Here is a 13033-nt window from a genome sequence, read left to right as displayed (position 1 = left end):
CCCGGCGATCGAGGAGGGTAGGCAATGCACAAGACCGTCACCGTGGACATGCTGGCCGAGTTCGCGGCCGCCTGGAACCGCCACGATATCGACGCCCTGATGTCCTTCATGAGCGAGGACTGCGTCTTCGAAACGGTGGGCGGCCCCGAGCGCTGGGGCGCCCGGCACAGTGGCCGCGAGGCGGTGCGCGCGGCCTTCGAGGCGGCCTGGAAGAACTTTCCCGATGCGCAATGGAACAACGGCCGCCACTGGGTGGCGGGCGACCGCGGCGTGTCGGAATGCACCTTCACCGGCGCCGCCGCGGACGGCTCGCGGGTCGAGGCCGACATGGTCGACGTGTTCACGTTCCAGGACGGCAAGATCCGCGTCAAGAACGCCTTCCGCAAGCAACGCCCGGCGCTGCCGGCCCGCGCCTGAGCCGACGCCGCCACCGGACACCGCCCCATGGATGCCGCTATGTCTTCCGATCTGTCGAATACCGTCGGTACGTTCGTCGATCCCGCCGGCGCGCCGGCCGCCAGCCCGGCCGCCAGCGCCTACAACCCGACCTACGACCCGCTGGTGTCGCCGCCCGGACGCGGGCAGGAATACGCGCCCACCTACTGGGTCGCCACGGCCGGACCGCCGCCGGCGGACGACGGGCCGATCCAGGGCGACATCGAGGCCGACGTGGTCATCGTCGGCTCGGGCTTCACCGGCCTGTCGGCGGCGCTGGCGCTGGCGCGCGACTATGGCGTGCGGGCGGTGGTGCTGGAGGCCAACCGCGCCGTGTGGGGCTGCACCAGCCGCAACGGCGGGCAGGGCCAGAACGCCTCGGGCCGGCTGTACCGCTCGCAATGGATCGAACGCTGGGGGCTGGAGACCGCGCGCCGCCTGGACGCCGAGATCCACGAGGGCTTCGACTACTGGAAGAGCCTGGTGGCGCAGATCGATTGCGATGCGCAGCCCGGCGGCCATCTCTACACCGCGCACCGCGAGAAGAAGATGGACTTCCTGCGCAACGAGGCGCGGGTGATGCGCGAGCAGTTCGGCTACGACACCCGCATGCTGACCCGCGACGAGCTGCGCGAGCGCTACGTCGACGACCACGAGGCGATGGGCGCCTTGCTCGAACCCGACGGCATCGGCGTGCATCCGCTGAAGCTGGCCTACGGCTACATGCGGCAGGCCCGCGCGCTGGGGGTGAGGCTGCATCCGGGCAGCCCGGTGCTGGGCTGGACCGAAGAGGGCGGCGGCTACCGCCTGCAGACCCCGGGCGGCACCGTGCGCGCCCGGCGCGTGGCGTTCGCGACCGGCGGCTACACGGCGCAAGGGGTGAACCGGCTGCTGGACAACCGCATCATGCCGATCCTGTCCAATTCCATGGTGACGCGGGTGCTGACGCCCGACGAACGGGCGCGGGCCGGCCTGAAGAGCACCGTGTTCATCACCGACACCCGCACCCTGCGCTTCTACTACCGGCTGTTGCCGGACGGCCGCATGCAGATCGGCAGCCGCAGCGCGCTGCGCGGCGCCGACGCGCAGCATCCGCGCCACCTGGCGCTGCTGCGCGATGGCCTGGCGCGCAAGTTCCCCGCGCTGCGCGGCATCGACGTGGACTACGCCTGGACCGGCTGGGTCGACGTCAGCCACGACATGATGCCGCGCATCACCCAGCCCGATCCGGCGCGCCAGGTGTTCTACGCCTTCGGCTACGGCGGCAACGGCGTGGCGTTCTCCGCGCATGCCGGCCGGCGCCTGGCGCAGCGCATGATGGGGCAGGACGGGGTCAGCTGGAATTTGCCGATTTACAACACGCCGCTGCCCGGCCACCTGTTCGCGCCGTTCCGCCGGATCGGCCAGGCGCTGCTGTACCGGTGGTACTACCTGCGAGACGAGGTGCTCTGACCGACGGGCCTGGCCTGGTCGCCGCGCCTGACAGTTTTGCCCGCGCGGCGGGCGCGCAATCCGGTCGCCTGGCGCGCCCGGATTGCTGGTACTGTGCTGCATCCGTGGACCCCACAACGCCCGTTGCACCGATGCGCAGCCCGCCGCTTGCCATGCCGCCGTTGCGGCCCATTCCGCCGTTCATCGCGCCGCGGGATGCGGCCTCGCTGTTGGCCGACAGGGTGCCGGCGCGGCTCCTGATTCCCTATCTGCTGTCGGCCCTGGCGCTCGCCATTGCCTATGGCGCCAGCTTCCTGCTGGCCGACGCCTTGCCGGCCGCCGGCTTCGAGGCCGCCGAGGCGGGCATGGTCATCAGCATCGGCACCCTTGCCACGCTGGCCGGTTCCACCTTTGCCGGCCGGATCGCGCAGCGCATCGGCATCCTGCCGGTGATCGCCGCGGCCGCGCTCATCATGGCGCTGGCGCTGGGCTGCTTCGCCCTGGCGGCCAGCGCCGGCATCGCGGTGGCCTATGCCGGCGGCGTGCTGCTGGGCCTGGGCTGGGCGCTGTTCTACATGCTGGCGCCGATCCAGCTGATCCATTGCCTGAAGCCCGCGGCCCGGCTGGAGGCGCTGACCCTGCTGTCCGGCTCGCAGATGCTGGGCCTGGGGCTGGCCGCGCCCCTCGGTCATTTCCTGGCGGCGCGGTTCGGCGGCGCCCCGTTCGCCTTTGGCGCCTACGCGGCGGTCTGCGTGGCCGCGGCCGCGCTGGCCTGGGGGCTGCGCGGCCCGCTGGCGCGGTTGCCGCAGCTGCCGATGAACGCCGTGGCGCTGTCGCTGCCGGCGGTGGGGCGGGTGCTGCGATCGCGCGCCTGGATGCCCGTGCTGATGATGGGCTTGTCCGCCTGCACGTTTGCCGGACTGTCCACCTTTCAAAGCCTGTATGCGCGGCCGCTGCGCCTGACGCCGGACACGTTCTTCCTGACCTTCACCATCACCACGGTGGCGCTGCGCTTTTCGGTGGCCTCGCTGATCGGAAAACTGCCCTTGCGGCCGCTGGCGCTGTGCCTGTTCGGGGTGACGCTGGCCGGCATCGCGCTGCTGGCGGTGAACCCGGGCAGCGTCTGGCTCTATGTCGGCGCCACCGTGCTGTTCGCCACCGGCTACGGCCTGACGTATTCGACCCTGAACGCGATGGTGGTCAACATCGCCGGCGAATCGGACCTGTCGATGCCGGTGGCGTCGCAGGTGTTCACGCTGGGCTACTTCGCCGGCGCGTTCGGGTTTCCGTATGTCGCGGGCAGGCTGATCGCCGCCCACGGCATCGACGTCGTCCTGGGCGCGATGATGGCGCTGGTCGCGGTGAACATCGCCATCGCCGGCGGGATCACGCTTGCCCGGACGCCTGCTTCTTCCAGAGCTCCCAAGGACGATTCATGACGCCGGCCATCATGTCGTCGGCCAGCGCCGCTTCCTCGTCCGACAGATAGGTGATCTCGCCGTTCAGGCCGATCGCTTTCTGCTGGAGCGAGGCATTCATCTCCGTGTAGATGGCGCGGTAGACCGCCACCGGAATGTCGCCGCCGACCGCGACGAAGCCATGTCCGCGCATCAGCGAGACCTTGCTCTGGCCCAGGGTCTGCGCCAGTTCCCGGCCGTGATCGCGATTCCTGACGAGCATGTCGGTGTGGCCGAAGCAGCAGCGGATGTCGAACACCGGCGCGCCGGCGCCGAGGAATCCGGCCATGTGGTAGATCGGGCGCAGGCGCACATTCGATCCGGCATAGGGGATCACCGACGGCGAATGGCTGTGGACGATGGCCTGCACGTCGGGCCGCGCGCGATAGATCTCGCCGTGGATATAGCGCTCGAGATAGGGCTTGCGGCCGTCCGCGGCGGCGGTCTCGGAGGTTTCGTCGAATTCCATGATGTCCTGCGCGGTCACCAGTTCCGGCGCCAGCGAGCGCGACAGCAGGAAATGCGCGGGGTTGTCGGGGTGACGGACGCTGACATGGCCGAAGCCGTCGAGCACGCCGAAGCGGGCCAGGATGCGGTTGGCGGTGACCAGGTCGTCGATGACCTGTTGGTATCGGGTGGAAGTGCTCACGTGATTTTTCCCTTGTATTGCGTGATGGCTATTGCGGGTCCAGCGAGATGCCCGATTTGCTGGCCAGGGCGCTGTACAGTCCCAGGTCGGTGTCCAGTTGCCGGGTCATCGCGGCCGCGCCGGCCTCGACCACCTCGTAGTAGCGGTCGCGGAACTCCTGCTGCACGGCGGGGTTGCCCATCGTCGCGGCCACCGCCTGCTCGAACCTGGTCTTCACGTCCGCGGGCAGATCGCGCGGGCCGAGGATGCCGAACCACACGGAGATGTCGAGGTCGCCGAAGGGCGCGGTCTCGGCGATGGCGGGCACGTTGGGCAGGAACGAGACCCGCTGCCTGGAGGCCACCGCGATCATCCGCAGCTTGCCGGCGTCCGCATGCGGGGCCAGGTTGGGAATCGTGCTGAACAGCACCGGCACCTGGTTGCCCAGCCCGTCGTTGATGGCGGGCGCGCAACCCTTGTAGGGCACGTGGACGATGTCCAGTTTCGCCATCTGCTTGACCGACTCGCCCACGAAATGCTGGGGCGTGCCGTTGCCGCAGGACGAATAGCTCAGCTTGTCCTTGTTCTGCTGGATATAGGCGACGAGTTCCGGCACCGTCTTGGCGGGAATCGCGGGATTGACGCCCAGCGCCACCGGCGCCGACACCAGCAGCGAGATCGGCGTCAGGCTCTTTTTCACGTCCGGCGTGCCGCGCATCTGCAGCGCGGCGTTGATCGTGAGCGTGCTGTTGGTCAGCAGGAAGGTATAGCCGTCAGGCGCCGCGCGCGCCACCTGCTGCGCGCCGATGTTGCCCGAGGCGCCCGGCTTGTTGTCGACGATGACGGTCTGGCCGCCCAGCTGCTGCGGCAGTTTCGCCGCCACCAGGCGCGCCACCACGTCCGCGCCGCCGCCCGCGGCGAAGGGCACGATCAATGTGATGGGCTTGGCGGGATAGGGGGCCTGGGCCCAGGCGGGGGAAAAGCCCAGGGCGAGCGCGAGGGCGGCGCCCAGCCGCAAGCGCCTCGCCATGCATGGCTTGGTCATGTTGATGTCTCCGTATGGTTTTTTTATGTGGAGCCATTATCTGGACCTGGCCATGCGAGTTCCAATGAAAAAATATTATTTTCCATACGATGGCGCGTATGGCGCGTATGGCGGCGTCGGCGGCGTCAGGCGGCCGCGCGCAGGCGGAAACGGCGTACCACCTGCGCCAGCCGTTCGATGCCCGGACCGATATGCTCGGCGCGGATCGACGTGAAGCCGACCCGCAGGAAGTTGCGCGGCGCGCCGGCCGCGTCCATGAAGAACACCTGGCCCGGTTCCACCACCACGCCTTCGGCCAGCGCGGCCTGCGCCAGGTCGGTGGCGTCCAGCCATTCCGGGCCTTTCAGCCAGCACGAGGAAGAACCGGTGATGGGCACGGCGGTGAAATCGGGCAGCCAGTGCGCCAGCGCCTCGGCCAGCTCCGTGCCGCGCTTCTGATAGGCCTGCGACTGCCGCCGCAGCAGCGAATGATGGTGCCCCAGTGAAATGAACAGCGAGAACGCCCGCTGGATATAGGCCGAGGGATGGCGCAGCATCAGCCGGCGCAGCGCGCGCAGTTCGGCCGTGAGCTCGCGCGGCGCGACGATATAGCCGATGCGCAGCCCCGGCGCGAACGACTTGGCCAGGCTGCCGACGTAGATCACGCGGCCGTCGCGGTCCTGGCTCTTGAGCGCCGGGATGGCGCCGTCGCCCCAACGGCTTTCGCTTTCGAAATCGTCTTCGATGATGAGGCTGTCGGCCTGGCGCGCCAGCGTCAGCAGGGCTTCGCGGCGGGCCGGTGACAGCGTCACGGTGGTGGGGCACTGATGGCCGGGCGTGACGAACAGATAGTCGCAGCCCAGCAGCTGGGTGCCGGTGCACAGCCCCTGTTCGTCCACCGGCAGCGGCAGCAGGTGGCGGGTGTGGCTGGCGAAGATGTTGCGGGCATCGGGGTAGCCCGGGTCCTCCATGCCGACCACCGTATCGTCGTTGACCAGCAGGTCGGCCAGCAGATAGAGCGCATGCTGCGCGCCGACGGTGACCACGATCTCTTCGGCGTCGGCCCAGATGCCGCGGCGCGGCAGCACCTGGGTGCGGATCTGCTCGATCAGGGCGCTGTCGTCGTGGGTGATCAGGTCCGGCGCCCAGCTGCGGATGTCCAGCACCGAGAGCGCCTTGATGCAGCATTCGCGCCAGTCGGCGGTGGGGAACAGGTCCTGGTCGAACTGGCCGTAGACGAACGGGTAGGGCTGCGTCTGCCAGTCGCGCGGCTTGATGATGTTGCGCTGCCGGCTGGGCCGGAAGCGCAGCCGTTCGTCCCAGCGGATCTGGTCGGCCGGCGGCGCCAGGCCTGGTTCGCCGGCGGCGGGCGCGGCCCGGCCCTCCAGCACGCCGTCGTGCACGAAGTGGCCGCTGCGCTCGCGCGATTCCAGATAGCCCTCGCTGACCAGCTGCTGGTAGGCGAACACCACCGTGTTGCGGGCGATGCCCAGCTGGTCCGCCAGGTAGCGGCTGGACGGCACCGGCGCGCCCGGCGGCAGGTGCCCGCTGAGGATGGCCGACACCAGCATCTGCCGCACGCGCCCCTGCAGGCTCAGGTTGGGCGCGCTCTCCCGTTCGAACAGGCGTTCCCACAACACAGGCTTGAGCATCGAGGCCTGGCTGGACATGGCGGCTCCTTGAAGTGGCGGCGCGCCCTGGCCGCCGCGGCGCCGGGCGTCGGGCGGGAGCAGGGACGGAACCCCAGGATAGAGGAGCGGCGTGGGCGAAAGGAATGGGGGATTGCCCTGCCGGCGGTGTGGATTTGGGCGTGTTTGCAGGAAAATGGAACGAGATGGAGCTTGGAATGCACCTCGTGGTGTGATCGTCAGTTTGGCCTGGGTCGAAACGCGCTGCGGAACTCCAGCAGGCGACGGGTGTTTTCCAGCTCTTTCTGCAGCAATTCCGTATCCGGCAGCACCGTCCGGTAGTTGGCGGCCATCACCTGGGTTGGCAAGCCGTCCAGCGCATATCGTGCTAGCGCGCTGCCCCGGTCGGCGCAGAGAATCAGCCCCACGGGCGGATTCTCGTCGGGATAGGCCCAATGCGCCTTGGCATAGTATGCAATACATGTGCATTTGGCCCACGTCTGCATGACTCAGACTACCTAGCTTCAAGTTGATGATGACCAGGCAGCGCAACTTGCGATGGTAGAGCAGCAGATCCACCCGGTACCAGGTCTGGTCGATGCGCAGCCGTCGCTGCCGTCCGACAAAAGTGAATCCTTCGCCCAGTTCAAGTAGAAAGTCCTCCAGCCGTTGGGTGAGCGCGGCCTCAAGATCGGACTCCGAGTATTCGTCCTTGAGATCGAGGAACTCCAGGACATACGGATCCTTGATTGCATCGCCAGGGGTCATGGCATCCGCGGTCTGTGGCCTGGCTCCCTGGGCCAGCATCGCGACCTTGTCGCCGGACAGTGCCGTGCGTTGGTAGAACTGGCTTTCGATTTGCCGGTCGAGTTGGCGTACGCTCCAACCTCCCCGCAGCGCCTCGGCGTGGTAGAACTGGCGGGCGTTGTCGTCCTTGACCGATAGCAGCCGGACGTAGGCCGACCACGGCAGCGTGAACGCTTGCGCCAAGGCGGACAGCCTCAATTTCCCAGACAGTGTGCCGGTTAGGTAGCTAATGTCGAATTTCGTTCAACTTGAGGTTTGGTTCTCTGAGGTTGCGCTTGAGGCGTCTTCATTCTGTGGTCATCCGTTCCTAGCCCAAGACAGCAGATCCTCATGCTTGAATGAGCATTTCTTATATGGAAGAAAGCGGCTCGTGATGCGATTAAAGGTCTCTTGTTGGCTGCCCCTCCGGACGTGCGCTTTCGCCTTTTGACGGACAGCACGCAACTGGGCTCGATTGGCAAAGCCACCTCGGCCTTGGCTGAACTCCGAGAGGTAACGTTCGACCCTGGCCTGACCCTTACTGCCTAGGCAAGCCTGTCGATAGAATTGGGCCAGTGCGCGAGCGAGGAGCTTCTCGGCGTAGAAGGCTTGCATGCTTGTTAGCTTAGCCACCGCCAGCCGAAGGTCACCTGAGGCCAGCAATGCTTGGTAGAACTGCAAGGTCTCCTGACGAATTGCATCCGATCCAATTGGTTTATCCGGGCCGGCTAGGAAGTAGAAGGGAGACGCTTTCTCAATTGAGATCTCGCTAATGGCATAGAGGCCAAAACAAGCGCCCATAATCACAGCCAAATCCCCTCGGCAGGCCTTATTGATCTTGCCGAGTGCGCGCTCGAGCGTCTTCCACGACATCATCTGCGTGCCAACCTTGATGCCCTGGATATCGTCGCCGTGGCTCTCGATATGCACGAGAGGTTTTATCCCACTGAACTTGCACTGCCGGCGGATGGACTCAAGCGCGTCGAGCATTTGGTCTGGCGTGGTTACGCAAATCCGTTGGACGATCGGCTGGTGGTGCTGAGGCACCTGGACCATGAGCTGCAGCGCGTGGTGAATGGCTTCGCCCGTTTGACTATCGTCAGGCGAAAGCGCGTCGATGATGAAGATCGCATTGTTATAGAAATGCGATGTGATCTGAAAATCTTGTGGTCCGGCGGTCATGTGCAGTTTGCTAAGTGGCCAGTCCTGGCCGGGGAGGGCTGTTATACCCCGAGTTTGGCCTTACATTTATCATCGAGCGAGACCTTGTTCAACCCGCCTCTCTATCACGCAGTCGCCGCGCTAGCAAGTGAACCATTCGGGCGAATATCAACTTGAATGGTTCCAACTTCAATGAACTTCGACAGCCGATGGTGAAGAGAAGCGCAGCTGCCGCTTAGGTGGCGGTCCGTGGCTCGTGGGTCGTTACCTGGCTAGAACAAGATGACATCTGATGTTGAAGTCATCTTACTATTGGTCTCGGTGGGTCAAGCGGTGGCCGGCAACGGTAGAGTGATACCGGGGAACTTAGGCCGAATCCGGTCGATAAGAGCGTCGAATTGACGCTGCGCCAGGTAGCGGTTTAGGCCTTGCCTACCGCGGAACAGTTCGGCGGTACCCAGATGCAGGGTGCAGCCCCTGAGGCGAGCAGGGCCGGAGATGCAATGCGCATGTGGCCGGGATGGGTAGGGGTCTGCATCGTTCTTATGGACCTGCCAGACTTCACCTCCGACGCGATAGTCGGCCAAAAGGATCGTCCGCCCAGCACCGTTGACCCACATGGTTTGGCGCAAGCCCAGTTCGAGTACGAGCTCCGTTTCATTCAGGAGTATTGGCCACGATTCTTGGGAGGCGTTTAGCTTTGTCGTGTTCTCGGCATCGGCAGGATTCATGGCATGGTCTCAGCGAAAAGGGGGGCATGCAAGCTATTGGGGCATGATATTTGGTGTGACGGTCGAGGGACCTGGCGCGGTCTCGGCCGACTGTTATGCAGTAGATGTTGCGGTCAGAACAGCACTTACGCTTCGTCCGTCTCGGACTATATCCACCTTGCTGGGGACTCCAACTCGGAGCAGGCGTTCCACTGTCGCGTCGAGAGCTTCAAGCACGGCCGGATCATCGACCGAGACTGCGTAGCGATGTGCGTCCGGCAGCTGATGCATTACGGTCATGATGTTGTGCAGGGAAAACCGTACCGGCTCACCGCGGCGGTAGGGGCAACCGATCAGTTCAGCGTCATCCAGGTCAGGAAAGCCGACGACGACACCATGCGCCCGCCCCTGTGGCGTACCTGGCGTCAAATCGTCGCAACTGGCGCCGTCGTCAGCGAGCAGTTGTGCGATAAGCCGAGGACCTCGGCGCGGCTGCAACATTACGAACGAACCGATTTTCACTACCAGAGGCGCGCCATGCGCAATGACGAACTGAAAATGGGTGGCGTCGCGCTCGGACGCGACGCGGTTGAACAAAGCCCATGCGGCGAGCGGCATTGCCGTACTGTTCCTTGCCTCCCATTTCTGCCACGTGCGTTGCGCGGCGAACACTTTGGCCGCCGCTTCTTCCTGCGTGAAGCCCCAATACTCGCGTGCTGTACGTACGATGCATGCATCGGGATGCTTGCCCACGGGAACAGTGGCAGGGGCAGGCGTCGTTGGCCAGGCCGACGATTTGGGCGGGTGAGCGTGCCGAAGCCGTGCAGCAGCAGGACGCAAGGGGAAGGGGGCGGGCATGTTACCGAGCATGGTGGCTTCCTATGCAGTCAATGGGCGTTTAATAGTTACTATACGCCCATTGTTCGTATAGTGCAATCTCCGCTTTAGGCTGGCGTGGGAGTCGCTGCTATCGGCCACCGGGCCGCACCCCCTACTGCAGTTAACGCTCCATAGAGTATGCGGGCGGGATGTTGAACACGAACTTGACCGGACTGTCTCGCACGTCGTTGGCCTTGTTGCTGGCGGTCTGTCTTTAGGGTATCTAGGGGGGGGGCTGTGCCGCGGAGTGGCCAGTCACAGCGCGAACAGTCGGCTGGTTGATCGCCCTCAATGACCGTATCTCTATCTCACTCGATCGCCCATCTGAAAGAGCGCAGCCTCAACCTCGCGGAGTGTCGCGAATTGACTCTCTTTGCCGGCCAGGCTCAATGCGTCCGATAACAGCCAATTCGCCCGCACGTTCCACATGTAGTGATCCTGCGCCCGTTTGATCTCATGGAAAATTCCAGGCGCTGCATTTCGGTGGCCTCGAGCGTTACCTCTGGGCGGCAAGGTTCCAAACCGTAGAGCGGCCGGCAACTGGATCGAGTTCGAGTTTTTGACGTCCCTCCACCAGTGGAGCGCGAGCCATGTCAGCGATGCTGCCACCCGGCTGTCGTAGATGATGAAGTCGTCTAGCAAAAGGGCATACACCTTGGTCATCCCGGCATTGAACCGAAGCTCGGACACCGTGCTCACATCGCTTCCGCTCGCGTGATCGATGACAACTTGGTTCAAGAGATCATGCAGACGCGTGTAGTTGCGTGCTAACCAGGGCTTGTTTCCGCCACCTCGCGTAGTCGTATAGACCCCGCCCCAGTGCAAGATCCCGGCAATTGCCCCGGCCAGCCTAAGAGTGTTTTGGCCCATGAATGCGGTGCGTAGAGCGTCTTGCAGGTTGTTCAGCACGGCCGTATTGCTCTCCAGGCCCGAGCTGGCAGCAAGCCGCGGCAGGACTGGATAGATATACGGATTGCTGTTGTGCGATTTCGGTAGGCCATCCTTGGCTTTCAAAGGCCATGCGTACACAGCTTTTGCCTCTGGCAAACTGGCATAGTGCTGTGCTCCGATCCGGAACGGCACAGGTTGTCCCTGAAGGCGCTGCGCAATCCAATCACGAAAGCCTGCCACATCCAAATTGCCAACTAGGTATTGGCTTTTATTCATCGCATTCAGCCACTCGCAAATCTCGCCTCCTTGCCACCTGAATTTTCACCCGTTGCATTCATCCATCAAGCCCCAATTCGTGATGTCCTGGTCAGCTGCTATCCGGTGACCAATCCTAGCGGATGGGATATGTTAACTTTCGCCGTGATGAGCGGTCCCTGCAATCTCACCCCACAACACGCTCCGATGGTCCTGTGAGCGAACGGCCGTGATGAATTCCGCAACTTGGCTCGTGGTGACAGCATAGCGATCCAACACACGGCATACGCTATTGCATCTCGCTTCATGGGAGCGGCCGTCGTCAGCCCACAGGAACTGGATCCCTCGCTTGCGCCCGGTCTTTCCCCGCGCGATGAAGGTTGCAATCCAGGGTTGGCCCGAGGTCATGCATACCTCTTCGAGTTCGTGTTCGTTGGAGACCCCGACGCCGGCCTGCCGCAGATCTTCAATCAGGTCGACCACGCCGAGGGGGCTGCTATATACCCGGCGAATTCCCTGGGGCATGGATAGATATCGCACGCAGAACATGTCGAGTCCGTCTGGGGCGGCGTGAAAGGTGAGAGTGGTGACGCGTGTGCCTACCAGCAACTTAAAACCAAGTGATTCTAGTGCTCCTTGCAACTTCTGCAGGGCCGCAATGTCTGTTTCACTTTCGCCCATCTCAGCTTGAGCAAGTGGCGTGTGCGAGCTTGGGCAACTTTGCAAGACTCACCCGCGATAGTCCCGCGATGCCTCGAGCGCCGAGGATTTGCCGGCTGAAGTTCTGACGATTGTGCTGTGTCCACATGAGAGGCCTCTGGCATCAGAATCATAATCGTGCTTATAAAGGCATAATTGTGCTTTTTGTGGCAACGTCTCCGCGAGAACCCTCGCGAGTGGTTGTTCCGGCGCGCGTCGTATGCTTGCCGACGCCAATCTGCAGCCCGGAAAAGGTGTCGCCGGCGGCGGCGGGCACTTCACGTGCAGAAGGAGGACGTCACTTTGCGCAAGCGCGCGCAGTGAGTACGCTCTACGCCACCAACTGAGGGAAGATGAAATCTTGAGGTACCAGACACATTGCAACGCTTGCGGCGGGATCCGTGATCATGAGGTCATAGGCAAGGCGACGCAGAACCACTACGAGTACGAAGGTGATCAGCGCTTTAATATGGGCTACGACCTATATAGGATGCTTCAATGCGCCGGCTGTAAGCTCGTCAAGATGAATAGGATCCGCTGTGTAGCAGGAGAAGAGCCAATCTTTTGGCCAGAGGAGCATTTCCCTCCTATGGAATCCCGACGCCTCTCAGACCTAATGCGCAGTCCTGTCTTCTCGCTTGGCCATGGTGAATTTGTTCCGGGCATGCTTGAAGAGATCTATGGCGCAACGAATGCTGGCCACCTCCGTCTGGCTGCTGCGGGCGTGAGGTCGCTCATTGATCAGGTACTGACCGAGATCGTCGGCGATATTGGCAATTTTTCGCAGAAACTCGAAGTATTCAGCCAGAAAGGCCATCTTTCCCTGCGGGAGCGTGACCGGATCAAACAGGTGATAGAGGCAGGGCATGCCGCAATTCACCGCGGCCATCAGCCGCAGCTGGGGGATGTTGGAATCATGCTCGAAATCACTGAGCACATGTTGTTGTCAGTCTATGTTCACGACCAGGCAGGTCAGAAGTTGGAGAGCAGTACACCGGCTCGGCCGGCGCGCGGGAGTGTGCGAGGGTGAGTGGACTCGGCAAGGCGCC

The 13033-nt window shown here is 63.8% G+C and carries 12 protein-coding genes and 1 pseudogene; 4 read left to right on the top strand and 9 right to left on the bottom strand.

What is annotated here, in order from left to right:
• Positions 1–24 precede the first annotated feature (24 nt).
• The 3 genes from AOZ49_RS21205 (at position 25) to AOZ49_RS21195 (ending at position 3305) form a co-directional block, all read left to right on the top strand.
• Positions 25–417, top strand: a complete 393-nt coding sequence (locus AOZ49_RS21205) for a nuclear transport factor 2 family protein (protein ID WP_054477581.1) — start codon at positions 25–27, stop codon at positions 415–417.
• A 39-nt stretch (positions 418–456) separates the two neighbouring features.
• Positions 457–1887, top strand: a complete 1431-nt coding sequence (locus AOZ49_RS21200) for an NAD(P)/FAD-dependent oxidoreductase (protein ID WP_054477579.1) — start codon at positions 457–459, stop codon at positions 1885–1887.
• A gap of 152 nt (positions 1888–2039) precedes the next feature.
• A complete protein-coding gene (locus tag AOZ49_RS21195; RefSeq protein ID WP_054477608.1) occupies positions 2040–3305 on the top strand; it encodes an MFS transporter in 1266 nt (421 codons plus the stop codon).
• Here the strand turns inward: AOZ49_RS21195 and AOZ49_RS21190 are convergent.
• The 9 genes and pseudogenes from AOZ49_RS21190 to AOZ49_RS21155 form a co-directional block, all read right to left on the bottom strand.
• Complete coding sequence (locus AOZ49_RS21190) at positions 3253–3972, bottom strand: class II aldolase/adducin family protein (protein ID WP_082380529.1); 720 nt, start codon at positions 3970–3972, stop codon at positions 3253–3255. The two genes, AOZ49_RS21195 and AOZ49_RS21190, sit on opposite strands and share 53 nt — an antisense overlap.
• 28 nt (positions 3973–4000) lie before the next feature.
• Positions 4001–4996 (bottom strand): tripartite tricarboxylate transporter substrate binding protein, encoded by a 996-nt coding sequence (locus AOZ49_RS21185; protein WP_054477577.1) that lies wholly within the window; start codon positions 4994–4996, stop codon positions 4001–4003.
• A 125-nt stretch (positions 4997–5121) separates the two neighbouring features.
• A complete protein-coding gene (locus tag AOZ49_RS21180) occupies positions 5122–6645 on the bottom strand; it encodes an aminotransferase-like domain-containing protein (RefSeq protein WP_054477575.1) in 1524 nt (507 codons plus the stop codon).
• Positions 6646–6842: 197 nt separating this feature from the next.
• Positions 6843–7605: pseudogene (locus tag AOZ49_RS21175) on the bottom strand (YhcG family protein); the annotation flags it as partial.
• A 102-nt stretch (positions 7606–7707) separates the two neighbouring features.
• Entirely contained in the window at positions 7708–8571 is an 864-nt protein-coding gene (locus AOZ49_RS21170; RefSeq protein ID WP_054477573.1) for a hypothetical protein, read from the bottom strand.
• Between the two features lie 305 nt (positions 8572–8876).
• Positions 8877–9281 carry a hypothetical protein gene (locus AOZ49_RS31890; RefSeq protein WP_156355709.1) on the bottom strand — a complete coding sequence of 135 codons (405 nt, stop codon included), beginning with the start codon at positions 9279–9281 and terminating at the stop codon, positions 8877–8879.
• 93 nt (positions 9282–9374) lie between these two features.
• Complete coding sequence (locus AOZ49_RS32655) at positions 9375–10013, bottom strand: helix-turn-helix domain-containing protein (RefSeq protein ID WP_156355708.1); 639 nt, start codon at positions 10011–10013, stop codon at positions 9375–9377.
• 429 nt (positions 10014–10442) lie between these two features.
• Positions 10443–11306 (bottom strand): hypothetical protein, encoded by an 864-nt coding sequence (locus AOZ49_RS21160; protein ID WP_156355707.1) that lies wholly within the window; start codon positions 11304–11306, stop codon positions 10443–10445.
• 132 nt (positions 11307–11438) lie between these two features.
• Positions 11439–11966, bottom strand: coding sequence for a hypothetical protein (locus AOZ49_RS21155; RefSeq protein WP_156355706.1), 528 nt, complete (start codon positions 11964–11966; stop codon positions 11439–11441).
• Positions 11967–12204: 238 nt separating this feature from the next.
• On the opposite strand from AOZ49_RS21155, the gene AOZ49_RS32650 reads away from it, so the two are divergent.
• A complete protein-coding gene (locus tag AOZ49_RS32650; RefSeq protein ID WP_156355705.1) occupies positions 12205–13014 on the top strand; it encodes a DUF4145 domain-containing protein in 810 nt (269 codons plus the stop codon).
• Positions 13015–13033 lie beyond the last annotated feature (19 nt).

Source organism: Achromobacter sp. 2789STDY5608615 (genome assembly GCF_001298995.1).
In the GTDB taxonomy this organism is placed as follows: domain Bacteria; phylum Pseudomonadota; class Gammaproteobacteria; order Burkholderiales; family Burkholderiaceae_B; genus Achromobacter; species Achromobacter insuavis.
Note: the sequence above shows the minus strand (reverse complement) of the source record. Positions and strands in the feature narration are given on the sequence as shown.